Source organism: Streptomyces glaucescens, assembly GCF_000761215.1.
Taxonomy (GTDB): Bacteria; Actinomycetota; Actinomycetes; order Streptomycetales; family Streptomycetaceae; genus Streptomyces; species Streptomyces glaucescens_B.
Genome location: NZ_CP009438.1, coordinates 4445396 through 4470170 on the forward strand (window position 1 = coordinate 4445396; position 24775 = coordinate 4470170).

The 24775-nt window shown below is 72.0% G+C and carries 18 protein-coding genes; 12 read left to right on the plus strand and 6 right to left on the minus strand.

Features of this window, described 5'->3' with window-relative positions; translation table 11 throughout:
- Nucleotides 1-51: 51 nt before the first annotated feature.
- Both SGLAU_RS19295 and SGLAU_RS19300 read left to right on the plus strand, forming a co-directional pair.
- Nucleotides 52-1371, plus strand: a complete 1320-nt coding sequence (locus tag SGLAU_RS19295) for a dicarboxylate/amino acid:cation symporter (protein WP_043503150.1) — start codon at nucleotides 52-54, stop codon at nucleotides 1369-1371.
- Nucleotides 1372-1415: 44 nt separating this feature from the next.
- The gene (locus SGLAU_RS19300) at nucleotides 1416-2045 is read left to right on the plus strand and encodes a TetR/AcrR family transcriptional regulator (RefSeq protein ID WP_043503151.1); all 630 of its coding nucleotides are present in this window, start codon (nucleotides 1416-1418) and stop codon (nucleotides 2043-2045) included.
- Between the two features lie 247 nt (nucleotides 2046-2292).
- Here SGLAU_RS19300 and SGLAU_RS19305 read toward each other — a convergent pair whose 3' ends face one another.
- Nucleotides 2293-3150, minus strand: coding sequence for a MaoC/PaaZ C-terminal domain-containing protein (locus SGLAU_RS19305; protein ID WP_043503153.1), 858 nt, complete (start codon nucleotides 3148-3150; stop codon nucleotides 2293-2295).
- Nucleotides 3151-3371: 221 nt separating this feature from the next.
- Between SGLAU_RS19305 and SGLAU_RS19310 the strand changes: the two genes are divergently transcribed.
- Both SGLAU_RS19310 and SGLAU_RS19315 read left to right on the plus strand, forming a co-directional pair.
- Nucleotides 3372-5321: an AMP-dependent synthetase/ligase gene (locus tag SGLAU_RS19310; protein ID WP_043503154.1), complete on the plus strand. Its 1950-nt coding sequence runs from the start codon at nucleotides 3372-3374 to the stop codon at nucleotides 5319-5321.
- A gap of 94 nt (nucleotides 5322-5415) precedes the next feature.
- A complete protein-coding gene (locus SGLAU_RS19315) occupies nucleotides 5416-5757 on the plus strand; it encodes a DoxX family protein (protein ID WP_043503157.1) in 342 nt (113 codons plus the stop codon).
- Nucleotides 5758-5800: 43 nt separating this feature from the next.
- Here SGLAU_RS19315 and SGLAU_RS35275 read toward each other — a convergent pair whose 3' ends face one another.
- From SGLAU_RS35275 to SGLAU_RS19325, 3 genes are all read right to left on the minus strand, one after another.
- Complete coding sequence (locus SGLAU_RS35275) at nucleotides 5801-5941, minus strand: hypothetical protein (protein WP_159072791.1); 141 nt, start codon at nucleotides 5939-5941, stop codon at nucleotides 5801-5803.
- A gap of 117 nt (nucleotides 5942-6058) precedes the next feature.
- Nucleotides 6059-6373, minus strand: a complete 315-nt coding sequence (locus tag SGLAU_RS19320) for an AzlD domain-containing protein (protein WP_043503158.1) — start codon at nucleotides 6371-6373, stop codon at nucleotides 6059-6061.
- Nucleotides 6370-7056: an AzlC family ABC transporter permease gene (locus SGLAU_RS19325; RefSeq protein ID WP_043503160.1), complete on the minus strand. Its 687-nt coding sequence runs from the start codon at nucleotides 7054-7056 to the stop codon at nucleotides 6370-6372. Before SGLAU_RS19325 ends, SGLAU_RS19320 begins: the two co-directional genes overlap by 4 nt.
- A gap of 68 nt (nucleotides 7057-7124) precedes the next feature.
- Here SGLAU_RS19325 and SGLAU_RS19330 point away from each other — a divergent pair, with 68 nt between their 5' ends.
- On the plus strand, nucleotides 7125-7691 hold the full coding sequence (locus tag SGLAU_RS19330) for a helix-turn-helix domain-containing protein (protein ID WP_043503162.1): 567 nt from the start codon (nucleotides 7125-7127) through the stop codon (nucleotides 7689-7691).
- 109 nt (nucleotides 7692-7800) lie between these two features.
- On the opposite strand, the gene SGLAU_RS19335 is transcribed toward SGLAU_RS19330, so the two are convergent.
- Nucleotides 7801-8004 carry a cold-shock protein gene (locus SGLAU_RS19335; protein ID WP_004984723.1) on the minus strand — a complete coding sequence of 68 codons (204 nt, stop codon included), beginning with the start codon at nucleotides 8002-8004 and terminating at the stop codon, nucleotides 7801-7803.
- Nucleotides 8005-8291: 287 nt separating this feature from the next.
- On the opposite strand from SGLAU_RS19335, the gene SGLAU_RS19340 reads away from it, so the two are divergent.
- Complete coding sequence (locus SGLAU_RS19340) at nucleotides 8292-9140, plus strand: menaquinone biosynthetic enzyme MqnA/MqnD family protein (protein WP_043503164.1); 849 nt, start codon at nucleotides 8292-8294, stop codon at nucleotides 9138-9140.
- Nucleotides 9141-9513: 373 nt separating this feature from the next.
- Here the strand turns inward: SGLAU_RS19340 and SGLAU_RS19345 are convergent, their stop codons facing one another.
- On the minus strand, nucleotides 9514-12918 hold the full coding sequence (locus tag SGLAU_RS19345; RefSeq protein ID WP_052413824.1) for a DNRLRE domain-containing protein: 3405 nt from the start codon (nucleotides 12916-12918) through the stop codon (nucleotides 9514-9516).
- A 384-nt stretch (nucleotides 12919-13302) separates the two neighbouring features.
- Between SGLAU_RS19345 and SGLAU_RS19350 the strand changes: the two genes are divergently transcribed.
- The 6 genes from SGLAU_RS19350 (at nucleotide 13303) to SGLAU_RS19370 (ending at nucleotide 24592) form a co-directional block, all read left to right on the plus strand.
- Complete coding sequence (locus SGLAU_RS19350) at nucleotides 13303-21453, plus strand: polymorphic toxin-type HINT domain-containing protein (RefSeq protein WP_052413825.1); 8151 nt, start codon at nucleotides 13303-13305, stop codon at nucleotides 21451-21453.
- 8 nt (nucleotides 21454-21461) lie between these two features.
- Entirely contained in the window at nucleotides 21462-21722 is a 261-nt protein-coding gene (locus SGLAU_RS19355) for a hypothetical protein (protein WP_043503165.1), read from the plus strand.
- Nucleotides 21723-21747: 25 nt separating this feature from the next.
- Entirely contained in the window at nucleotides 21748-21915 is a 168-nt protein-coding gene (locus SGLAU_RS35280; protein WP_159072792.1) for a hypothetical protein, read from the plus strand.
- A complete protein-coding gene (locus tag SGLAU_RS19360; protein ID WP_043503166.1) occupies nucleotides 21912-22700 on the plus strand; it encodes a prepilin peptidase in 789 nt (262 codons plus the stop codon). Before SGLAU_RS35280 ends, SGLAU_RS19360 begins: the two co-directional genes overlap by 4 nt.
- A 72-nt stretch (nucleotides 22701-22772) precedes the next feature.
- Nucleotides 22773-23969: a cyclic dehypoxanthinyl futalosine synthase gene (gene mqnC, locus SGLAU_RS19365; RefSeq protein ID WP_043503167.1), complete on the plus strand. Its 1197-nt coding sequence runs from the start codon at nucleotides 22773-22775 to the stop codon at nucleotides 23967-23969.
- 23 nt (nucleotides 23970-23992) lie between these two features.
- Nucleotides 23993-24592, plus strand: a complete 600-nt coding sequence (locus SGLAU_RS19370) for an imidazolonepropionase-like domain-containing protein (protein ID WP_043503170.1) — start codon at nucleotides 23993-23995, stop codon at nucleotides 24590-24592.
- Nucleotides 24593-24775: the final 183 nt, after the last annotated feature.

Sequence of the window (24775 nt, forward strand, 5' to 3'; positions counted from 1 at the left end):
CCCCTTTGCTCGTCCCTCCACGAATCCCTACGCGTCCCCACCGGAGCATCCGTGTCCGCGAACACGAAGTCCTTCAAGGTGCCCTTCTGGGCCCAGATACTCGCCGGCCTCCTCCTGGGCGCCGCGCTCGGCTGGATAGCCCGCGGCCAGGACGTGTCCTGGCTGGTCACCACCCTGGAGAAGATCGGTGACATCTTCGTCGGGCTGCTGAAGCTCGCCGTCGCCCCGCTCGTCTTCTTCGCGATCCTCGTCTCGATCACCAACCTGCGGAAGGTGAACAACGCCGCCCGGCTGGCCGGCCGCACCCTCCTCTGGTTCATGATCACGTCGCTGATCGCGGTGGCCATCGGTCTCGCCATCGGCCTGGTCACCAACCCCGGCGCGGGCACCGGCCTGACGCCGAAGGACGGCGAGCTGCCGGAGAAGACCGGCTCCTGGCTCGACTTCCTGACCGGCGTCATCCCCACCGACGTCATCACGCCGTTCACCGAACTGAACGTGCTGCAGATCGTCTTCATGGCCGCCGTCGCCGGTATCGCCGCCCTCCAGCTCGGCGAGAAGGCGCAGCCGATCCTCTCCCTGAGCGAGTCGGTCCTGGAGCTGCTGCAGAAGGCCCTGTGGTGGGTCATCCGGCTCGCCCCGCTCGGCACCGTCGGCCTCATCGGCTACGCCATCGCCACCTACGGCTGGGACCTGATCGGCAAGTACGCCACGTTCACCGCGGACATCTACATCGGCTGCGCCCTGGTCCTCTTCGGTGTCTACCCGGCGCTGCTCGCGACCGTCGCCAAGGCCAGCCCGGTCCAGTTCTTCAAGGGTGCCTGGCCCGCCATCCAGCTGGCCTTCGTCTCCCGCTCCTCGGTCGGCACCATGCCGCTGACGCAGAAGGTCACCGAGCGGCTCGGCGTGCCGAAGGAGTACGCGTCGTTCGCCGTGCCGTTCGGCGCCACCACCAAGATGGACGGCTGCGCCGCGATCTACCCGGCGATCGCCGCGATCTTCGTCGCGCAGATCTTCGACATCCAGCTCGGCATCGGGGACTACCTGCTGATCGCGTTCGTGTCCGTGGTCGGCTCCGCCGCCACCGCCGGTCTCACCGGTGCCACGGTCATGCTGACCCTCACCCTGTCCACCCTGGGCCTGCCCATGGAGGGCGTCGGCCTGCTGCTCGCCATCGACCCGATCGTGGACATGATGCGCACCGCCACCAACGTGGCCGGGCAGGCGCTGGTTCCGGTCATCGTCTCCGCCCGTGAGGGCCTGCTGGACCGTACGGCCTACGACTCGGTGGGCGGTGCCTCGCCGGTCGACGAGCCGTACGACGCGCCGGTCCCGGCCGACGAGCCGCGGGCGGTCCAGGCCACGGCCTGACCGAGTGTTCAGTAAGGCGGCGGCACGGACCGTACGCTGTCCGCATGGGTTCGGTGAAGACCAAGCGGATGCCGCGTGCGGTCCGTGAGCAGCAGATGCTGGACGCCGCCGTACAGATCTTCGGGCGGCGCGGTTACATGGCGGCGTCCATGGACGACATCGCGGAACTCGCCGGTGTCTCCAAGCCGTTGGTGTACCTCTACCTGAACTCCAAGGACGAGCTGTTCAGCGCCTGCGTCCGGCGTGAGGCACGGGCGCTGATCGCGGCGGTCCGGGCCGGTATCGACCCGGCGCTGCCGCCCGACCGCCAACTGTGGGACGGGCTGCTGGCGTTCTTCACGCACACCGCGGACCACCCCGACGGGTGGTCCGTCCTGCATGTCCAGGCCCGCACCCACGGCGACGCGTTCGCCGCCGAGGTCACCGCGATGCGCGCGGAGGCGGTGGTGTTCGTGACCCGGCTGATCGCCGAGGCCGCCCCCGGCGCCCATGCCGGGCGGGACGTCGCCGGGCTCGCCGAGGCCCTGGTGGGCGCCGCGGAGTCGCTGGCCGCGTGGGCCAACACCACCCCCGGCGTCACCGCCCGCCAGGCCGCGGCGACCCTGATGAACTTCGCGTGGGCGGGACTGGGCGGCCTCCTGGAGGGCCGGCTCTGGTCACCGCCGAGGGCGTGAGGGCGCCGGTGGCGCCGGAGGAGTGAGGCCGCCCCTGTCCCCGAGGGTGTGCGGCCGCCTGTGGGGCCGCCCGTGTCAGGGAGAAAGTGAGCTCCCTCGTGGCACGGGGGGTACGAGGCTTCCCCTGCCGCCCGGGGAGTGAGCCGCTCGTGGCACCGGGGGTGTGGCCGCCCCTGCCGCCGGGGGAGCCGCCCGGGTCTCGGGGGCTGTGAGAAGGGCCGTGTCTCCGGGGGCGTGGGACCGGCCGTCACCGGGAGCGTGTGCGCCCCGCCTCGCCGAGGAGGTCCACCGTTCCGGTGAGGTGGGTGCGGCCCCCGCCGCGCAGGGCGAACCGGCCGCCGTGGGCGGCGAACTCGACGGTTCCCGGCAGGGGGACCGGTGCCAGGAACCGCACCCGGACCCGTACCGCGCCGGGCGTGCCGTGGGCAGCCAGGCAGCGGGCCACGGTCCACATGCCGTGGGCGATCGGCCGGGGGAAGCCGAAGGGGCGCGCGGTGAGCGGGTGCAGGTGGATGGGGTTGCGGTCGCCGGAGACGGCGGCGTACCGGCGGCCGAGGTCGCTGCCGAGCCGCCACTCGGCGAGCGCGGGCAGCGCGGTGTCCCCGGGCGCGTCACCGGGCGGGGCCGGCGTGCCGGCGGCGGGGGTGCGGCGGGTGCGGTGCCGGGCCAGATAGGTGCTCCGGGACTCCCAGACGACCTCCCCGTCCGCCCGCAGCACGGTCAGCACGGTCGCCTCGGTGCCCCGCCGGTGCGGCGCCAGCCCTTCGACGCCGACGGTGAGCCGGTACTCCCCGGTGGCCGGCAGCGTGGTGTACCGGGTGAGGTCGAAGGAGGTGTGGACCAGGCCGAGCAGCGGCAGCGGGAAGGCCCGGGAGCTCATCAGCCGCATCGCCGACGGGAAACCGAGGACGTGCGGGTACGTCGGCGGCAGCGCGTCGTCGCCGGTCGGGAAGCCGCAGACGCGCTCGTACGCCGCGAGCCGGGCCAGGTCGACGCGGACCCCGTGCAGGGTGAGCGGGGTGCGGGGGAAGCCGGCGTCGGGGCGGGGGCGCTTGAACGGCGACAGCAGGGCGCCGCGGGCGAGGGAAGCGGCGAGTGTGGGCATGTACGGGGGCTCCCTGAGGCGGGTCCACTGTGCTTACTCTGCAGTAAGGTTACCGTAGGTAAGAGTCGTCGGTGTTCATGTCCCGGGTCGTGCGCGGCCTGCACGGGCCCGGCTCAGGACACCCTCCGAAACGCCCCGGAACCCGCACGGGCCCCTCACGCGGGCGCCGTAGGATGCCGGTCCTACCGGCGGTAACGCCACGAGCCGCCCGGAGGAGCCGCATGCCCATCTCGTACTCGTCCCAGCCGCTGCCGCCCGCCTCGTCCGCCCCGGCCCTCGACTACGACCCGGACGGCGGCCCCGTACTCGTCGAACCCGAACTGCGGCGGCTGGACGGCGAGGTGCGGGAGGCGGCCGTACCGCCGCTCGTGCCGCCCGTCACCCATGGCTCGCTCGCCGACCTGCCGTTCGAGAACGCGGCGGCGGAACCCGCCCGGCCCGTGCTCAGCAGGCGTGCGCCGGACGGCCGGTGGGCCGATGTGACGGCCGCCGGGTTCGCCGCCGACGTGCTCGCCGCGGCGAAGGGACTGCTCGCCGAGGGCCTCGTCCCCGGGGACCGGATCGCGATCATGGCGCGGACGTCGTACGAGTGGACCCTCCTCGACTTCGCCGCCTGGGCCGCCGGCCTGGTCACCGTGCCCGTGTACCCGACCTCCTCGGTCTTCCAGACCCACTGGATCCTCCAGGACTCCGGCGCCGTCGCCCTGGTCACCGAGACGGCCGCACAGGCCGCCGCACTCGGACCCGAACGGGCCCGGCTGCCCGGCCTGCGGCACGTCTGGGTCGTCGAGCAGGGCCACGTGGACCTGCTGGCCCGGCGGGGCGCGGCCGTCCCGGACGCGGAGATCGACGTACGGCGCGGCATGCTGGGCCCCGACACCCTGGCCACGCTCGTCTACACCTCCGGCACCACCGGCCGCCCCAAGGGCTGCGCGCTCACCCACGGCAACTTCTTCGCCGAGGTCGACAACGCCATCGAACTCCTCCACCCCGTCTTCAAGGCGCGCACCGACGAGGAGCCGTCCACCCTGCTCTTCCTGCCGCTGTCGCACGTCTTCGGCCGGATGGTCGCGGTCGCGTGCGTCCGCGCCCGGGTACGGCTCGGGCACGCGCCCAGCCTCAAGGCGGAGGACCTGGTCGCCGACCTCGCCGCGTTCCGCCCGACCTTCCTGCTGGCCATCCCGTACATGCTGGAGAAGGTCCTCCACAGCGCGCGGGCCACCGCCGAACGGGGCGGCAGGGCGGGCTCGTTCGACCGTGCGGTGAGCGTGGCCCGCCGGTACGGCGAAGCCGCCGAGGCCCGCCGGCACGGCACCGGCCCGGGCCCCGGCGCCTCCCTCAGGGCCGCCCGCGCCCTGTACGACCCGCTGGTCTACCGGCGGATCCGCAACGCGCTCGGCGGCCGGCTGCGCCACCTCGTCTGCGGGGGCTCCCCCCTCGGCCGCGACCTCGCCGCGTTCTACGCGGGCGCCGGCATCGAGGTCTACGAGGGCTACGGACTGACCGAGACCACCGGCGCCGCCACCGTCACCCCGCCCCTCAAGCCGCGGCTCGGCACCGTCGGCTGGCCGCTGCCCGGCACCCGGGTGCGGATCGCCGCCGACGGCGAGGTGCTGCTCTCCGGCGGGCAGGTGCTGCGCGGGTACTGGGACCCGAACGCGGGCGGAGTCGTCCCCGCCACCGCCGACGGCTGGCTCCCCACCGGCGACCTCGGGCGGCTCGACGACGAGGGCTACCTGACCATCACCGGCCGCAAGAAGGACATCCTGATCACCGCCGGCGGCAAGAACGTGGCACCCGCACCGCTGGAGAACCGGCTGCGGCAGCACCCGCTGATCTCCCACTGCGTCGTCGTCGGCGACCGCCGCCCGTACGTCACCGCACTGCTCACCCTGGACATGGAGGGCGTCACCCACTGGCGCCGGATGAACGGCAGGCACCCCGTGCCCGCGGAACTCCTCACCGGCGACGAGGAACTGCGGGCGGTCCTGCAGCGGGCGGTCGACGAGGCCAACCGGCTCGTCTCCCGCCCCGAGTCCATCCGCCGCTTCGCGGTGCTGCCCGTGGACCTCACGGAGGAGTCCGGACACCTCACCCCGTCGATGAAGCTGCGCCGAGCGGCGGTCCTGCGGGACTTCGCCCCCACGGTGGAGGCCCTCTACGCCCCCTGAGTGAGAGGTGGGTCACATTCGCGCGCTCCCGGTCACACCCGCTCGCCCGGCCGTGTCAGCCAGGCGAACGAGCCGAAACGATGGGAGCCGAGAGATGTCCACCACCTACGTCGTCGTCACCGTCCTGGGGGCTGTGATGGCGGGTTTCTCCGCCGGAGCCGTCCACTTCCGTGCCGAGTGGGTCGTCCGGCCGCTCGCCGAGTACGGGGTGCCGCGCGCCTGGTGGCCCTGGCTGGCGGCCGCCAAGGCGGCCGGGGCGGCCGGCCTGCTCGCCGGGCTCGTGGTGCCGGTGATCGGCGTCCTGGCGGCCGCCGGACTGGTCCTGTACTTCACCGGAGCGGTGATCACCATCGTCCGGGCCCGCTGGTTCTCGCACATCCCGTTCCCGCTGCTGTACGCCGCCCCCGCCCTGGCGTCCCTCGTCCTGGCGGGCTGACGGGCGGAGAAGGCCGGGGCCGGCGAACGGCGGTGACGCCGGGTCAGTCGCCGAGCGCGGCGACGGACAGCTCCGCCAGCCGCGCACGGTCCGCCACGATGTCGACGCGCGTGATGCCGTCCCCGGTGACGGTGAACGCCAGCACCAGGGCCAGCCGGCCGCCCACCGCCATCACCAGGCCCACCGCGCCGTCCACCAGCGCCGGGCCGGTGAACCGGGCGCGGCTCAGAGGCCGGTGTGCGAGCGGAGGCGGCGGGCCCGGTGGTGCGGTGGCCGCGGTGCGGCCCGCCTTCGTCCGGCGTCACTGCACGCCCAGCGCCCGCAGGACCGCCGTCACGCCCGCGGCCGCCGCGACGACCACCACGAACGGCGCCCGCCGCCACGCCAGCAGGACCGCCACCAGCACCCCGGCCGGCCGCGCCCACCCGGCGAACCCGGCGCCCTCGGTGACCGCGCCCGTGGCCAGCAGGGCCACCAGCAGCACCACCGCCCCGGCGGACAGCAGCTCCTGCACCCTGGCCGGTACCTCGACCCGCCCGTGCAGCACCGGCCCGGCCAGCCGGAAGGCGTACGTCCCGGCGGCGAGCGCCAGGATCATCACGACCGTCGCGCTCACGCCGCCCCCTTCGGCCGGCCGCTGTACAGCGCGAGCCCGGTGAGCGCCAGGAGGACCGGCACCCCCGCCGGCACGGCCGGGGTCGCCACCAGCGCTACGCCCGCGCCGGCCAGCGCGCAGCGGCGGGTCCGGGCGTCGTCCCGGACCGCGGGCAGCACCAGGGCGGCGAGTACGGCGGGAAAGGCGGCGTCCAGCCCGTAGGCGGCGGTGTCGCCGAGCGCGCGGCCCGCCAGGGCACCGGCCAGGACCGACACGTTCCACACGGCGAACAGCCCGAGCCCGGAGACCCAGAAGGCGAGGCGCCGGCGCTCGGGGCCGGGCTGGGCGAGGGCGAAGGCGACGGTCTCGTCGGTCACCAGCTGCGCGCCGAGGAGGCGGGCGGTGCGACCGCGGCCGATGACGTCGGCGACGGCCAGACCGTAGGCGGCGAGGCGGGTGTTGAGCAGCAGCCCGGTGGCCGCCGCGGCGAGCGGGGCGCTCCCGGCGAGCAGCAGCCCGACCGCGCTGAACTGGGCCGAGCCCGCGTACACCACCAGGGACATCACCACCGGTGCCCAGACGGGCAGTCCGCCGGCGACCGAGATCGCGCCGAAGGAGACCCCGACCACGCCGCTGGCCGCCCAGACGAGGGAGGCGTCGCGGACCAGGGGGAGAACCATGGGTGTTCGGAGTGGCGAACGCATGTTTCCTACAATGAACAGACGGCTCCCTGTTCGTCAAGCCGAACGATCGTACTTCTGGAGCGAACGACATGACCGACGGCACCCCGCCCCGCCTCCCCCTCGACTGGATCGCCACCGCCCTGCGCCGCGAACGCACCCGCGCCGGGCTGTCCCTGTCCGAGCTGGCCAAACGGGCCGGGATCGCCAAGTCGACGCTCTCCCAGCTCGAGGCGGCGAGCGGGAACCCGAGCATGGAGACGATCTGGGCGCTCGGCGTGGCGCTCGGCGTGCCGTTCAGCGCGCTGGTCGAGCCGCCGGCGCCGGCCGTCCGGGTGATCCGCGCGGGAGAGGGCCCCGCGGTCGCCTCCGAACAGGCGAACTACGTGGCGACGCTGCTGTCGGCGAGCCCGCCCGGCGCCCGGCGTGACATCTACCACCTGAGGGCCGAACCGGGCGCGGCGCGGGAATCCGAGCCGCATATCCCGGGCACCGTCGAGCACCTGATCGTGAGCACCGGACGGGTGAAGGCGGGGCCGCTCGGGGAGAGCGCGGAACTGGGGCCGGGTGACTACATGACGTACCGCGGAGACGTGCCGCACGCCTACGAGGCGCTGGCGCCGGGCACCACATTCGTGCTGATCATGCAGCACGTCTGAGAATTCGCCGGACGTTCACCGCGCGTTTGGCGGGAAAAGGGCAGGAGCCCCGTCGCCTTGCGGCGCGGGGCTCCTTGGGTACTGCACTCGATCCCGGATCAGGAAAGGATCAGACCGGGGTGACGTTCTCAGCCTGCGGACCCTTCGGGCCCTGCGTGACGTCGAAGGACACCTGCTGGTTCTCCTCGAGGGACCGGAAGCCGGTCGCGTTGATCGCGGAGTAGTGGACGAAGACGTCGGGGCCGCCGCCTTCCTGGGCAATGAAGCCAAAGCCCTTTTCGGCGTTGAACCACTTAACGGTTCCGGTAGCCATAAGCCCTCCTTGGGCTCAAAGGGTTGCCCTGCTCCAGAACCAGCAAGTGTGAAGACGAGTTCTGCACAACTGCATCCGCCTGAAAACGACGAGAGCCCGCGGTCACATGCTCCGCAGGCTCTGTACTGCAAGGGAAACCAAACTGCAACTTGCGGCGAGCCTAGCACGCGGGCACCCGAAAGCAATAGAGGTCAAGATCACGTCACCCGGACGTTTGAAGATCCGGACGCCTGCCTGACGCCGGGGTCGGGGCCTGAAGCCTACTCCCCAGGGTCTAGCCTCGCGATGTGGACATTTCTCGCACCCGGCCGCGCGTCGGCCACATCCAGTTCCTGAACTGCCTGCCCCTGTACTGGGGGCTCGCGAGAACGGGCACGCTCCTCGACTTCGAGCTGACGAAGGACACCCCGGAGAAGCTCAGCGAGCAGCTGGTGCAGGGAGACCTCGACATCGGGCCCGTCACCCTCGTCGAGTTCCTCAAGAACGCGGACGACCTGGTCGCCTTCCCCGACATCGCGGTCGGCTGCGACGGACCGGTCATGTCCTGCGTGATCGTCTCGCAGCTCCCGCTGGACCGGCTCGACGGCGCCCGGGTCGCCCTCGGCTCGACCTCGCGCACCTCCGTCCGGCTGGCCCAGCTGCTGCTGGCGGAACGGTTCGGCGTCCAGCCCGACTACTACACCTGCCCGCCCGACCTCAGCCTGATGATGCGGGAGGCCGAGGCCGCCGTCCTCATCGGCGACGCCGCACTGCGCGCCAACCTGCACGACGGTCCCCGCTACGGCCTCGCCGTGCACGACCTCGGCGCGCTGTGGAAGGAGTGGACGGGACTGCCGTTCGTCTTCGCGGTGTGGGCGGCGCGCCGCGACTACGCGGAACGCGAACCCGTCATCACCCGCAAGGTCCACGAGGCGTTCCTCGCCTCCCGCAACCTCTCCCTGGAGGAGGTCGGCAAGGTCGCCGAGCAGGCGGCCCGCTGGGAGTCCTTCGACGAGAAGGTGCTGGAGCGGTACTTCACCACCCTCGACTTCCGCTTCGGCGGACCGCAGCTCGCGGCCGTCGCGGAGTTCGCCCGGCGGGTCGGCCCGACGACGGGCTTCCCCGCCGATGTGAAGGTGGAGCTGCTCCAGCCCTGACGGCGGCCGGAGCGCCGTCGCGGGCGCGCTCGCGGCCGTGACCACCGGGTCCGCGTACCTCTTCGTTCCGCTGCCCCGGGACGGCGGCGGCAAGGACGCCGTCGGCGGCTTCCTCCCCGGCCACCGCGCTGGACCCCTCCGCCCCCCGGGGGCGCCGGAGGTCGGGGACAGCCTGCGCCGGGGCCCGGACCCGACCACGGCGGGAACAGCCTGCGCCGGGGGGCCGGACCCGACCACGGCGGGTGCGGCCGGGTCCCGGCGACCGTGCGGCCGGCCCGGGTGGGCGGCGACCTGCGCCACGCAGCGGAGAGCCGCGCCCCGGGAAGGCCCGAGGCGCGGCTCTCGAAGGCCGGCCGGCCGGTACGGCGAGGGGTCAGCCGAGCTGCCGGACGGTCTGGTAGTCGGTGCGGACGGTGACGGGGGTGGTGTCGATCGTGGTGGCGCCGCCCTCGTACAGGAGCAGGTTGCCCGCCTTGTCGACGGCCCAGATGTCCGGGACGCCGTCACCGGTGGTGTCCGGGCCGCCGTACAGGTACGGGAAGTCGGCCGGGAGCATGGTGCCGGAGGCGTAGGCGTTGTCGACGCCGCCCGAGCTCGCGGCGGCGGTGCCGAGGCTGGTGAGGACCGTGCCGGTGCCGTCGCTCTCCTTGATGCCCTTGCGCAGCCAGATGTTGCCGGAGGCGGTGCGGTAGGTGAGGTCGGCCGCGCCGTCCTTGTTGTAGTCGGTGATGGCGACGAAGTCCCGGTCGGCCCAGGCGCTGCTGGTCAGCTGGGTGGCCGTCGTGAAGGTGCCGCCGGTGTAGCCGGAGAAGACCCACAGCTCCGCCCCGCCGGCGCCGCCCGCGGCGAACAGCTCGGGCTGTCCGTCGCCGGTGATGTCGCCAGCGGACTTGATCTCGCTGAAGGTGGCGGGGGAGGGGGCGTTCGCGGGGAGGCGGACCTCCACGCGGCGGGAGACGTCGACGGCGCCGTAGCCGTCACCGGGGTAGATGAAGAGGCGGCCTTCGGGGGTGCGGATCACCCAGTCGCTGATGCCGTCGCCGGGGGCGAAGTCCCCGTTGTGGGTCACCAGGGACAGGGTGCCGTTGCCGTCCCAGATGTGCGGGGCGGTGTCCGCGTCCTTCAGCAGGGTGCCCCTGTCGTGGGTGCCGTAGATGCCGTTGATGTGCCGGCCGTTCTCGGTGACCGGGGCGATCCACAGGTTGCCGCTGGTGGTGAGGTAACCGAAGTCGGCGCTGCCGTCGCCGGTGAGGTCGCCGGGGCCGTCGGGCTCGGGCCGCGGGGTGACGAAGAAGTAGTACTTGCGGGCCGCCGGCGAGAGGTTGCCCGCCGCGTCCACGGCCTTCACGTACAGGGTGTTGGGCCCGGCGGTGGGCGGCTCGACCCCGGTCGCCGTGGCGGTCTTGACGGGAGTGGTGCAGGAGGCGGTCAGGCCGCCGGTGTTGCCCTGCTTGCCGTTGGCGCAGACGTAGGCGGAGTACGACGTGTTGTTGATCGAGTAGACGAACTTCACGATGTCGTTCTCGTCGGGGTCGCCGACCGAGAAGGTGAAGCTGCCGCTCGACCCCAGGGGCTCCGGGGACCACACGTCGGGGGCGTTGTTGTCGGCGTCGTAGCCGGGGAACTGCGTGGAGCCGACCGGCGCCGGGGAGTCCGGGAAGTCGGAGTCGTAGGTGAAGCGGCAGACCCCGTCACCGCCGGTGGGCGCCCAGGGGCTGCTGACCTTGGCGTCCCAGCCGCGCACCCGCCAGGAGTACGTGTAGCCGTTGACGAGCGAGCCGAGCTGGACGGAGGCCGTCTCACCGTCGTTGACGGAGGTGTCGAAGTAGCTCTTCGCCGTGGTGTCGTAGTAGTTCGTGCGCCAGACCTGGAACTCCATCTTGGCCAGGTCCTTGTCCGGGTCGGTGCCCTTGGCCGTGAGGTGCGGCGCGCTCTTGCCGAGCTTGATGTACGGCGAGGTGCTGGTGTCGCAGGAGCCCGGGCTCATGGTGACGGAGGTCGGGGTGTTGGGCCTGCGGTTGTAGGTGATGCTGACGCTGGGCGAGTCGTCCTGCTCCGCCTTGAACTTCTTCCACGAGTACGTGTCCGTCTCCAGCCCGGTCGCGGAGCCGGTCGGCGCGGAGCTGGAGGTGGAGGCGACCAGGCCGATGTTGAAGTCGGTCCAGCCCTGGTCGGCGACCTCCTGGGCCAGCGAGGTGACGGTGAAGTTCACGAAGGCGTTCGGGCAGGAGCTGTTGGACTTCCAGCCGTACGCGAACGACTTGGAGGTGATCTTCCGCTTCCAGGCGGGCTGGTGGTTCCAGGTGGTGCGGGTGCCGAAGTCCTCGGTGCGCCACACCTGCACCGTGCGCTTGCTGCACGACCACGAGTGGGTCTCCAGCACCTTCAGGGTGGCGCTGGAGACGTCCGCGTTCTTGATGGAGCGCGGGAGGACGAAGCGGAAGAAGGAGCGGGCGGTGCCCCAGGTGTCCCGCTCGAAGCCGACCCGGGCCTCCTTGGTGTCCTGGTTGTAGTTGGCGCCGTCGTAGAAGCTGGACGTCGGGTACTTCTTGTACACCGTGGTCCAGTTGGCGCGGGTGCCGACGATGGGCGGGTCCAGGAACAGCGGGTACGTCAGGGTCTCGTCGCCGTGCAGGTAGCTGTCCGGCGGGGTGATCGTCAGCACGCCGTCGTCGCCCAGCGAGGCCGGGACGGTGGTGGCGTGCGCGCCGTCGCCGGGGCCGTGCAGGGCGGGCAGGCCGAAGGTGCCGGAGGCGGTGGACCGGGAGAAGGCGGCGGGCTCGGCCTCGCCGGGCTCGGCGGCACCGGCGCGGGGCGCCTCGGGGTCGTCCTCCTCGGGCGCCTCCTCCGGCCGGGCGGGGGCCTCCTCGACGGTCTCCGGGTCCTCGTTGGTGCCCGTGGCGGCCTCGGGGCCGGTGGCGGCGCCGGCGTCGGGGGTACCCGCGGAGTCCCACAGGAACGGAGTGGGCGCCACGGCGATCTCCCTGCCGTCGCCGTCCCGGCCGGTCAGCACGTCGGTGACCGGGTCGAGGGAGAAGTCGAGGGTGGGGGAGGTGACCCGGTAGCGCGGCGGGTCCTGGGCCAGCGCGGCGGCGGCCTCGGGAGTGTGCACGACCAGCACGTGGGTGAAGCCGGTGTCCCGCGCGGTGAGCACCAGGTCGACACCGGGGCGTACGCCCGCGTACAGCGCCCGGTCGCCGTCGATCGCCGGCTCGGGCAGCGCACCGGGCCACTCGACCCGGACGGTGTGGGACTCGGCGGTCATCGACAGCAGCGGGGACCAGTCGGCGGCGGTCTCATCGGCGCGGAGGGCGACCGGGGTGAGCGGCGAGCGTCCGCCCATCGCCCGGGTGCCGTCCCCGCCGCCCCCGGAGAACGTGACCGGGTAGAGGCTGTTGACGGTCCGCCAGCCGTCGCCGTGCCGCCGCAGCGTCGTGTCGATCGGCGCCCACGTCCCCTTGGTGTTCCGCGCCCGCACCGGCTGCGCGGAGACGGTGTAGGTGAAGGTGCCGTCGGGGTTGGCGTGGGTCTGCGAGAACTCGTCCGTGAGGGCCGTGACTTCGACCTTCTCGCCGGTCTTGCGCGCCTTGCGCTGGGCGGTGTCCTCGGCGGACAGCTTCTCGCCCTTCGCCCGGGCCTGCGGCGCCTTCGCCTCGGCGGCCGGGCCGTCGTCGCGCAGGGCGAGCACGGCTCCACCGCCCGCGAGCACGGCCAGTGCCACGGCGGCGGCCAGGACGCGCCGGCGCCGGCGCGGGGTACGGGGGTCTGCGTCGCTCACGGCGGGCCCTTCTCCAGCTCTTCGGGGGGATGCCCTCGGGCCTGATGACAAGCCTTGTGAGCGCGCTGTGCGCCGGATTGGGCGGTTGGAGTATGAGCGGGCGGCCGGGAAGAGATCAACACCTTCGTCGGCGATACCAGCCGCGGCGGCGACTGTGCCGTAGCGCAACGCGCTTCATTGCTTATTTTTGCCTTATTTTCGGCAGTGACATAGCTAACACAGCCTCTCCACAACTTGACGCTGATCTTCGCCAACCCGCACCTTCTCCCCAGTCATTGATCACCATGTGCCATCGGTCCGTTCGTTCCTGATGGTTTGTGACTCGGGAAGGGTCGGTCGGCTGTGCGTGAGCGCTTGATACGTCGCCGAGCCAGAGTCGGCGTCGTGGCCGCCGTACTTCTGGGCCTCAACGTCACCCTGCTGCCCAGTGCCTTCGCCTCCGGGCCGAAGCCCACCCGGACGGCGGTCGAGCTGGACGAGCTCCAGGAGACCGATCCGATCCCCGTCGCCGAACAGCCCACCGCCGGCCTCCAGCAGCTCTCCGGCGACGGCTCCACCGGCAAGCGGGCCGACTACGACCCGGCCGCCGTGGCCGCCGTGCCCGAGGCATCCGGCACCAAGGCCGTCACCGACCTCGCCCCCGGCACCACCACCCCGGTCGCCGCCTCCACCGACGGCACGGTCAGCGTCGCCGTCGGCGCGCCCGAAGGCGCCACGCCCGAGCAGGCCGACGCCCTCGAAGGCGAATGGACCGTCGCGGTGGCCCCCGAGAGCCAGGCGGTCGGCAACGGCGCGCAGGGTCTGATGCTCGCCGTCGACGCCCCCGACACGGCCACCGGCCAGGCGGTCGTCTCCATCGACGCCACCCGCTTCGCCGAGGCCTACAACGCCGAGTGGCTCGACCGGCTCTCCTTCAACCTGATGCCGGCCTGCTTCGCCACCACTCCCGAACTGGAGGAGTGCTCGCAGGGCGTCCCGGTGAGCACCGAGGTGGAACTCACCGGCGACAAGGTGACCGTGCCCCGGGACACGGGCGACTCCTCCGGGTCCGAGGCGGACCCCGGCGAGGACACCGCCACCGACGAGCTCGACGGCTCCACGGCCACCACCGCCCAGGTGCCGGAGACCCTGCTCAACGTCACCCTCGACACCGCCGACCTGAAGGCCGTGTCGGCCGCGGGCGGCTCGTCCACCACCACCCCGGCCGCCGCCTCCGGCACCGGCACCACCAGCTCCGCGCTGTGGCGCGGCGACCGCGGGCCCAGCCGGGTCATGCAGGTCGCCGACGCCGCCGGCGGCGCGTACATGGTCGGCGGCTCCCACGGCGCCGGCCAGTCCGGCGACTTCGGCGCCACGCCCCTCGCCACCGGCGGCGACTGGTCGGCGGGCGGCTCCTCCGGCGCCTTCAGCTACGCGTACACGATGGCCGGACCGCAGGTGCCGTCGGGCCCGTCCCCCAACGTCACCCTCAGCTACAACTCCCAGTCGTCCGACGGCCGCACCTCCGCCACCAACAACCAGGTCTCCTGGATCGGCGAGGGCTGGGACTACCACCCGGGCTCCATCACCCGCACCTTCGTCACCTGCGCCGCCGACACGGCGAACGCCAACAACGAGAAGCACTTCACCGGCGACCAGTGCTGGGGCACCCACAACGCCGTGCTCTCCCTCAACGGCACCACCACCGAGCTGGTCCGCGACGACACCAGCAAGGAGTGGAAGAGCGCCCGCGGCGACAACATGCGCATCGAGCTGCTCGACACCGCCGAGTACCAGCGCATCCTGAACGTCACCCACGGCCCCGGCAACGAGGACGACAACGGCGAGTTCTGGCGGGTCACCACCAGCGACGGCACCCAGTACTACTTCGGCCTGAACCGGCTGCCCGGCTGGAGCTCCGGCAAGCCGGAGACCGACTCCGTGCTGACCGTCCCCGTCGCCGGCAACCACTCCTCCGACCCCTGCCACGCCACCGCGTTCAAGGACTCCTTCTGCGACCAGGGCTGGCGCTTCCAGCTCGACTACGTCGTCGACCCCACCGGCAACGCCATGTCGCTGTGGTGGGAGCGGGAGCACAACGCGTACGCCCAGAACAACAAGGAAGCGAACGCGGTCGGCTACCACCGCGCCGGCCTGCTGAAGCGCATCGACTACGGGCAGCGCGCCGAGTCCCTGTTCACGCAGGAACCGCTGGGCCGCATGGTCTTCACCACCCAGGAGCGGTGCTTCAGCGACAACGCCTTCAAGGTGGCCTGCTCGGACGGCAACTTCGACTCCAAGCAGTCCCATCTGACCCGGCCCTGGTTCGACACCCCCGCCGACCTCGCCTGCAAGGCCGGCAAGAAGTGCACGAACTACGCCCCCACCTTCTGGTCCCGCCAGCGGCTGTCCAAGGTCACCGCCTGCGCCCAGCGCGAGCAGGGCGTACGGCTCACCGAGTACAGCACCGACGGCACCGGCACCGAGTCCGGCTCCCCGCACGCCTGCGGCCTGGCCGGCGACGGCGTCTCCACGACCCTGCTGTCGAAGGTCGACGCCTGGGACCTCACCCAGTCCTTCCCGCACGGCCTCACCGGGGACTACACCGCGCTCTGGCTGGACTCCATCACCCGCACCGGGTACGCGGTGGACGGCACCACCAAGCGCCTCAACCCGGTCTCCTTCGGCTACGGCACCGAGCCGCTGCCCAACCGGGTCAGGCAGGGCACCGCCGACACCGGCCCGCTCTTCGGCCGGCTGCGCATCCGCGACGTCATCTCCGAGTACGGCGGCCGCACCCACGTCGAGTACAAGGCGCCCGAGGGCGCCTGCGCCACCGGCACCGGCTTCCCCCCGGTCGACCAGAACAAGCTGCGCTGCTACCCCGTGCACTGGCACGCGGACGGCGAACTGACCGACAAGTACCTGTCCTGGTTCCACAAGTACGTCGTCCACACGATCACCGAGGTGCCGCGGCTCGCGGACGCCAAGGACCTGACGACGACGTACTCCTACGACACCTTCAGCGACGCCCACGACGGGGCGCTGTGGGCCAAGAACAACGCCGAGTTCTCCCGTCCCAAGACCCGCACCTGGGACCAGTGGCGCGGCTACCCCATCGTCACCACCACCACCGGCGGCAGCGCCACCGACGGCAGCGCCGCCAGCAAGACCGTCACCCGCTACTACCGCGGCATGAGCGACGACGTCATCAAGGACGACACGCCCAAGGACCCCACCGACGACGTCAAGCGGTCGTACACGATGACCGACGTCACCGGTGCCGCCCTCAAGCCCGACCGGCAGGCCTACGCCGGCATGGTCGCCGAGTCCCTGACGTACCTCAGCACCAGCGACGCCACCTCCACCGGCTGGATATCGCGGTCCGTCAACATCCCCGACGACCCGGTGCGCCTCGCCACCCGCAACCGCACCGACGCGCCGGACGTGGTCGCCGAACGGGTCACCCTCGACACCACGAGGACGATCACCAAGTCGTCCGGCACCGGCGACGACCCGTCGACCCTGCGCACGGTCACCACGCAGACCGACTACGACGAGTACGGCCTGCCCACCGTCGTGCGCGAGCACGGCGACACCGCGAAGACCGGCGACGAGTCGTGCACCCGCACCCAGTACGTGCACAACACCGGCCGTGACGTCTACCTCGTCGGCCTGGTCGCCCAGACGGTGACCACCACCGGCACCACCGCCTGCACGGCCGAGCTGTCCACCGCCACCCAGGACACCCTGGTCTCCGCCTCCCGCGTCTACTACGACAACGCCGCCTCCCACACGGCCACGCCCACCCAGGGCCAGGTGACCAAGACGGTCATCCCGACGGAGAACGGCACCGGCTGGCAGACCACCCACCCCGAGTCGCAGACCAAGTACGACTCCACCGGCCGGATCACCGAGGTCACCGACGCGACGGGACTGGTCAACAAGACCGTCTACAAGCCCTCCGCCGGCCAGGTCTTCACCATCGAGACGGTGGCGGGCAGCAAGCTCGACGCGAACGGCGCCGAGACCGGCTTCACCAGCAGCACCACCCTGGAGCCCGGCCGCGGCACCAGCCTGACCACCCGCGACCCCAACGGCCGCGTCTCCTCGTACACCTACGACGCCCTGGGCCGCACCACGGCCGTCTGGGACACCACCCAGAGCCCCACCGACGACCCCACCGCGCGGTACGCGTACAACACCGACCCGAAGCACCCGGTGTCCGTCGTCACGCAGGCGCTGTCCGACAACCCCACCACGTCCCCCGGCGACGGCGTCTACACCTCCGCCACCACCATCTACGACGGACTGGGCCGCGAACGGCAGACCCAGGCCCCGGCGGTGGGCGGCGGCCGGCTGATCACCGACACCTTCCACAACGCCGCCGGACAGGTCCGCTTCACGCGCAACGCCTACTACATGGACGGCGACCCGGAGACCAAGCTGGTCGTCCCGCTCTCCGAGTCACTGGTCCCCAACGCGACCACCTACACGTACGACGGCCTGGGCCGGGTCCTCACCGTCACGCCCGTCCACCACTCGTACCCGCAGACCGGCGCGACCGCCACGAACGGCGACGGCCAGCCCGTCCCGACCACCGACCGCCGCACCCGCTACGAGTACGGCCTCGACTACACGATCGTCCGCCAGCCCAAGGGCACCCCGCCCTCGCGGGTGTGGACGGACGCGCTCGGCCGCACCGTCCGCCAGGACACCTTCAGCGACACGTCGCTCGCCGAGGACTCGGCGATCACCACCCGCTACAGCTACGACGTCCGCGGCGACCTGGTCACCACCACCGACGACGCCGGCCACACCCGCACCTGGAAGTACAACGCGCTCGGTGGTGTCACCGACACCACCGACCCGGACGCCGGCGCCACCCACACCACGTACGACGCGATGGGCCGCGTGGCCACGGCGGTCACCCCCCGCGGTGACACCACCGCCTACGGCTACGACCGCTTCAGCCGGGTGACCGAGGTCAAGGTGACCCCGAAGGGGTCCACCACCGCCACCGTCGCCCAGACCTACGCCTACGACACCGCCACCGCGGGCAAGGGCCAGCTCGCCCAGGCCACCCGCTACACCGACGGCAAGCCGTACACCACCTCGATCGCCGGCTACACCGCCGACTACCAGCCCACGGGCATGACCGTCGCCCTCCCGCCGGGCTCCACTCCGGGCCTGACCACCGACGGCTTCTCCACCCAGTACCCGTACACCTACACGTACGACCGGGAGGGCCAGCTCGAGTCCTACCGGGCCCCGGCGGCCGGCGGCCTGACCGCCGAGGACGTCATCACCCGGTACAACAAGGCCGGCCTGCCGGTGTCCGTCTCCGGCAAGGACTGGTACGTCGCCGAGACCGACTACTCCGTCTACGGCCAGGTGCTGCGCTCCACCGTCGGCGAGCAGGGCCGCCGCGTCTGGCAGGACAGCACCTACGACGAGGCCACCGGCGAACTGCTCAGGAGCACCCTCGTCCGGGAGCTGATCGGCGACACGCAGGTCGTCCCCAAGAACACGATCAACACGCGCTCGTACGCCTACGACCCGTCCGGCAACGTCCTCGACGTCGCCGACCGGAGCGGCAACGGCACCACCGACCGCCAGTGCTTCACCTACGACACCCTCGGCCAGCTCACCGAGGCGTGGACCACCCCGAGCGGGGGAGCCTGCGCCGCCCCCGGCAAGACCACCGCCGAGCCCGTCTACGCCGACGGCACCGTCAACGTCTCCGCCGGCAACTACGGCTACTGGCAGTCGTACAGCTACGACACGCTCGGCAACCGCACCAAGAAGGTCAACCACAAGGCCACCCCGACGTTCGGCACCGACGGCAAGGTCGACACCAAGGGCGACGTCGTCACCGACTACGCCTACGGCACCAGCGAGACGGCCAAGAACGACCAGCCGCACACGCTGACCTCGTACGCCACCACCTCCACCACGGCGCAGGGCGCGGCGGTCACCACCCGCTCCACCCAGACCTACGACGCCGCCGGCAACCTGGAGACCCGCACCAACGGCGGCGCCACCTCCCAGACCCTCACCTGGACCTGGGACGGCAAGGTCGAGTCCGTCACCGGCTTCGGCCCCGACGGCGCCGGACCCTGGACCGGCACCGCCGACCTGTGCCTCGACCTCAGCAGCTCCAGCACCGCCGCGGGCAACCCCGTGCAGATCTGGCGCTGCAACGGCACCAAGGCGCAGAACTTCCGCCTCGAACCCGCCGACACCACCGGCGACGGCCAGGTCGACAACGCGAACATCGGCCAGTTCAAGGTCGCCGACCGCTGCGTCCAGCCGGCCGCCACCCCCGGCGTCGCCGGCACCGCCCTCGGCATCCAGGCGTGCAACCCCGACCTGTCGGCCCAGCGCTGGCAGACCCTGCCCACCGGGCAGCTCCAGCACGTCGACTCCAAGCTGTGCCTCTCCGCCCCCGCCACCACCGCCGGCACCGACCTCGTCCTCGCGTCCTGCGACCAGACGGCGATCGGCCAGCTGTGGAAGCCGGGCTCCAAGACCACCTATGTCTACGACGCCTTCGGCAACCGGCTGCTGGAACGCTCGACCAGCGGGGCGGTCCTGCACCTGCCCGACACCAAGGTCGCCCTGACCACCTCGGGCAGCCTCCGCTACGCCGAGCGCTCCTACGGCCACGGCGGCGCGCCCTCCGTCATCCGGTACCGCGAAGGCAACGGAACCGGCGCGAGCGAGCAGCTCTTCGCCCAGTCCGTCGACATCAACGGCACCCCCATGGCCGAGGTCCGCCTCGACACCGCCGGCAACGCGTTCGTCCGGCTGAACCGGAAGGACCCGTGGGGCGAGGACCGGGGCGCCAACCTCTCACCCCGCTCGCACACCGCCTTCCACACCGGCGACGACGACGCGGCCACCGGCTTCGTCCACCTCGGCGCCCGTGAGTACGACCCGTCGACGGGCCGGTTCATCTCCGTCGACCCGGTCCTGGACCAGAGCGACCCGCTCCAGGCCAACGGCTACTCCTACGCCAACAACAACCCGGTCACCCACGCGGACCCGTCCGGCCTGACCTCCACGGCGACCAACTTCGACGCGTCCATCGCGGCGCTCGACAAGCAGATCGCCGCGTACCAGAAGATCCTGAACCGGTCCCTCGGTGACGTGATCCTCGCGACGGGCTGGGCGGTCTTCAAGGAGTTCGTCGGCTGGAACGACGTCGTCGGCTGCTTCTCCCAGGGCGACCTGTGGGCCTGCGGCAGCCTCCTCATGGACGCCATCCCCTGGACCAGCATCATCTCCAAGGGCAAGAAGATGTGGGGCGCCTTCAAGGCCACGATGGGCGCGGTCAAGGCGTTCCGGGCGGCGAAGGCGGCGGCCGAGGCCGGCATCAAGGCGGCGAAGGCCGCCAGGGCGGCCCTGGTCCGCGCGAAGAAGGCCGCCGAGGCGGCAGCCGCGGAAGCCAAACGCAAGGCCCGCGAGGCGGCGAAGGCCGCCGCCGCGGCAGCCAAGAAGAAGACCCACACGGGCTCCAAGGGCGCCCGCGGCAACACCCCCCAGGTCCAGGCCCGCAAGACCTCCCAGGCCAAGGGCAACGCCGGCGGAGGCCGCGCCGAGTCCAAGTCGGGCGGATCGAGGAGCAACTCCGGAGGAGACGACTCCAAGTCCGACGGAGGCGGCGGTTCGGACGGCGGCGGCTCGGGTGAGAGCTGCCCGATCGGCAACAGCTTCACCCCGGACACCCGGGTCCTGATGGCCGACGGCACCACCAAGGCGATCAAGGACGTCCGGGCCGGCGACAAGGTCATGGCCACCGACCCGGAGACCGGCGAAACCCGGGTGGAGACCGTCACCGCCGAGATCAAGGGCGACGGCGTCAAGCACCTGGTGAAGGTCACCGTCGACACGGACGGCAAGAAGGGCTCGGCGACCGCAGACATCACCGCCACCGACGGTCACCCCTTCTGGGTCCCGGCCCTGCGCAAGTGGGTCAAGGCGACCGACCTCCGAGCGGGCCAGTGGCTCCGCACGGGCGCCGGCACCCTGGTCCAGATCACGGCGATCGACCGCTGGACGGTCCAGCGCGCCACGGTCCACAACCTGACCGTCAGCGACCTGCACACGTACTACGTGCTGGCGGACGCCACGCCCGTACTCGTGCACAACTGCGGAGTCACGCGTGGTGGCAACGAGAGCACTTACTCCATCTCGCATGATGCGAGTGGTAGTGGCGTGATTGCTGACCTCGACAGCGACGGCATCCTGACCATGATGATGCACAACAACCCTGACAAGGGGTCGCCGCTGCGCGGCAAGGAGATGTTCGACGAAGTCATGGCTCACTTCGGGGACCGGGTTCAGGGCATCCAGGGCATCTGGGTGTACGGGGACAACCTCGGAGGCTTCAACGAGGCTGTCCGCGGCGGTGCGGGCCTGGTTTCCGCAGCCAAGGGAACTTGGACTGGCAGACAAGCGGCCCGATACGGCTTCACGCGTGCCAGGATCGATGAAGCAGTTCCCAGGCTCGACGGGGACTTCCAACAGGTCCTTGCCACATTCCGGAGATGAGGGAATCGATGGACGAGGAGCTTGAACGACTGGCTCGCTTGGCTGTCGAGTATCGAGAAATCGGGTGCAGCGTCGCGGAGATCGCGGATCTCCTGGCCAGCAAGCATCCGCGTCTGCGGGCCGAGCCGTTCCGGTTGGCCCAGGTGCTTCGGTCGGCCTTCGACCTGTCGGTTCACGACCTGCAATACATCACCGCGTGGGTGCAAGGTGGTATTTCGCTGGAATCACTGGAGGAGCACCTTCAGGTGACTGGTGACAGCAGGGGCTGACAGACGAGTCGGTAAGGTCGGGCGGATGAGTGAGCCGTCGTTGCCGGGCTGCGTCCAGCGGTACTACGCCGCCGTGCCGTACGCGGAAGAAGCCGTCGCCCGGATCTACGCCCGGCTGGGTTTCCGGGCGGACGGTGTGACGCTGCTCGTCGGTGATCAGCCGGCCCGGGGTGCGGGGGCGACGGGGCCGTGAGCGTCCCGCTGCTGATCGCCGCCGCGGTGCTGTGGGGCGCGGCGGCCGGGGCGGTGCTGCCGAGGGCCGCGTACCGGCTGGCGGTGCCCCACGGGGACGCGGGGGCCGTGTCCGGCGAGGACGCCGTGGAGGAGCGGGCGCCCGGACCGAGGGAGGAGTGTCCCGGGGGGCATCCGATCGGCGGGCCGCTCCGGGGATGGCTCGGCCCGGCCCGGTGCGGGGCGTGTGACGGCAACCGCTCGTACGGCCCCTCCGCGCTCGCCCTCGCCTCCCTCACCGCCCTCCTCTGCGCCGTCCTCGCCGCCGCCACCGGTCCCCGGCCCGAGCTGGCCGTGTGGCTGCTGGTCACGCCCGTGGGGGTGCTGCTGGGTGTGGTCGACGTGCGGGTGCGGCGGCTGCCGGACGTGCTCACGTTGCCGCTCGCCGGGGCCGTGCCGGGGTTGTTGGGGCTTGCCGCGCTCGCCCCCGGCCACGTCGGCAGTTGGACCACCGCCCTGCTCGGCGGGCTCGCCCTGGGCGGCGGGTACTTCCTCCTCTTCCTGGTGAACCCTTCCGGCATGGGCTTCGGGGACGTGAAGCTGGCGCTCGGCATGGGCGCCGCGCTCGGCTGGTACGGCTGGCCGGTGGTCCTGCTGGGCACGTTCGCCGCGTTCGTGCTCGGCGCGCTGTACGGCGGTGTGCTGGCCGTCGTGCGGCGGGCGGGGCGCGGGACGGCGATCGCGTTCGGGCCGTTCCTGCTCGTGGGGGCCCTGATCGGGGTGGTCTCGGGTGCGGGCGCGGCCTGACGTCGGGGCGGTGAAATCGCTGGCGTACGCTGGTCCGGTGTCCGTCCGCAACCCGACGAAAGGGACGCCCCGGTGACCGAGAAGGCCGACTTCCAGTCTGTGCTCGACCGTGCTGCCGAGGGTGGGCGGATCACCCCGGAGGAGGCGCTGGACCTCTACCGGGACGCGCCGCTGCACGCGCTGGGCGCCGCCGCCGACGCGGCCCGCCGCCGGCGGTACGCGGGCGTGGAGCACATCGCGACGTACATCATCGAGCGGAACATCAACTACACGAACGTGTGCGTCACGGCGTGCAAGTTCTGCGCGTTCTACGCCCCGCCGAAGAGCGACAAGGGCTGGACCCGCGACCTGGACGACATCCTGCGCCGGTGCGCGGAGACCGTCGAGCTGGGCGGCACGCAGATCATGTTCCAGGGCGGCCACCACCCGGACTACGGGGTGGAGTACTACGAGACGCACTTCTCCGCCATCAAGAAGGAGTTCCCGCAGCTCGTCATCCACAGCCTGGGGGCGAGCGAGGTCGAGCACATGGCGCGGATCTCGAAGGTCAGCGTCGAGGAGGCGATCCAGCGCATCCACGCGGCCGGGCTCGACTCCTTCGCGGGCGCCGGCGCGGAGCTGCTGCCGGAGCGTCCCCGCAAGGCGATCGCCCCGCTGAAGGAGAGCGGCGAGCGGTGGCTGGAGATCATGGAGACGGCCCACAACCTGGGCGTGGAGTCGACGTCGACGATGCTGATGGGCACCGGTGAGACCAACGCCGAGCGCATCGAGCACCTGCGGATGATCCGGGACGTGCAGGACCGCACGGGCGGCTTCCGCGCCTTCATCCCGTACCTGTACCAGCCGCAGAACAACCACCTGAAGGGCCGCACGCAGGCGACCATCTTCGAGTACCTGCGGATGATCGCGATCGCCCGGCTCTTCCTCGACAACGTCGCCCACATCCAGGGCTCCTGGCTGACCACGGGCAAGGACGCGGGCCAGCTGACCCTGCACTACGGCGCCGACGACCTCGGCTCGATCATGCTGGAGGAGAACGTCGTCTCGGCGGCCGGTGCCAAGCACCGCTCCAACCTGATGGAGATGATCGAGATGATCCGGGGCGCCGACCGGGTCCCGGCCCAGCGCAGCACGACGTACGAGCACCTGCTCGTGCACGACGACCCGGCGAACGACCCCGTCGACGAGCGGGTGGTCTCGCACATCTCGTCGACCGCGATCGAGGGCGGCACGGCTCACCCCGAGCTGAAGATCCTCGCCTCCAACTGAGCCGGCCGGTCCGGGAGGTCGCAGTGCTGACCCTGCACGTCGCCGAGGCCTCGCCGGAGGCCGCCGTCCTGGTCGAGGGCGCGCACGTCGCCGCCGTCGGCCCGTACGAGGAGCTGGCCGCGGCCCGTCCGCAGGCCAGGGTGCGGCGCTGGCCCGGCATCCTCACGCCCGGGCTGCTCAACCCGTACGGTCCCGAGCTGCTGGAGCGGACGTACCACCCGGACCCGCGTGAGGCGGACCGGCTGGGCACGGAGCCGATCGGCGGGGAGCGGGCGCAGGCCCTGTTCCGCGCGGACCCCGCCCGCCGGGGCGCCAGCGCGCGCCGTGGTGTGCAGCGGCTGCTCGCGCACGGCACCGTCGCGATCGCGGGGGAGCTGCGCGAGCGGGCCGCGCTGGACGCGGTGCGGCGCGCCGGGCTGGCCGTGGGCCGGCGCCCGCCGTCGCTGCCGGGGCCGCCGTCCCTCTCCCCGGCGCCGCTGATCCTGCTGCCGCCGCTCGTCGCGGGCGGCCCCGCGCGGTTCGCCGTGTTCGACGTGCCCGACCGGGCGGCCCTGGTCCGGCTGGGCGCCGGCACCTGTGTGGCGACGGTCGTCGCGGGGCGGCTGGTGCACCGCCGCCGGTAGGCACGTCCACAGGCGCCTTCGCAGGCACGTCCGTCCAAGCGCCCCGCATCCGGTGACTCCGGGTGCGGGGCGCTTTCGCGTGTCCGCGCCGGTCCGCCGCTGCACGCGTATTGACGGGCCGCCGCGCCAGACCTTAGCGTCCGGCCATCCCTAATGTTTCGGGCTTAACTTCGAAACTTTCGA

Excerpts from the sequence above, each read along its gene's own strand:
- SGLAU_RS35280 (WP_159072792.1), top strand. The coding sequence starts at position 21,748 with ATGAGTGAGCCGTCGTTGCCGGGCTGCGTCCAGCGGTACTACGCCGCC.
- SGLAU_RS19330 (WP_043503162.1), top strand. The coding sequence starts at position 7,125 with ATGACCGACGGCACCCCGCCCCGCCTCCCCCTCGACTGGATCGCCACC.
- SGLAU_RS19300 (WP_043503151.1), top strand. The coding sequence starts at position 1,416 with ATGGGTTCGGTGAAGACCAAGCGGATGCCGCGTGCGGTCCGTGAGCAG.
- SGLAU_RS19335 (WP_004984723.1), bottom strand. The coding sequence starts at position 8,004 with ATGGCTACCGGAACCGTTAAGTGGTTCAACGCCGAAAAGGGCTTTGGC.
- SGLAU_RS19325 (WP_043503160.1), bottom strand. The coding sequence starts at position 7,056 with ATGCGTTCGCCACTCCGAACACCCATGGTTCTCCCCCTGGTCCGCGAC.
- SGLAU_RS19305 (WP_043503153.1), bottom strand. The coding sequence starts at position 3,150 with ATGCCCACACTCGCCGCTTCCCTCGCCCGCGGCGCCCTGCTGTCGCCG.
- SGLAU_RS19310 (WP_043503154.1), top strand. The coding sequence starts at position 3,372 with ATGCCCATCTCGTACTCGTCCCAGCCGCTGCCGCCCGCCTCGTCCGCC.
- SGLAU_RS19355 (WP_043503165.1), top strand. The coding sequence starts at position 21,462 with ATGGACGAGGAGCTTGAACGACTGGCTCGCTTGGCTGTCGAGTATCGA.
- SGLAU_RS19315 (WP_043503157.1), top strand. The coding sequence starts at position 5,416 with ATGTCCACCACCTACGTCGTCGTCACCGTCCTGGGGGCTGTGATGGCG.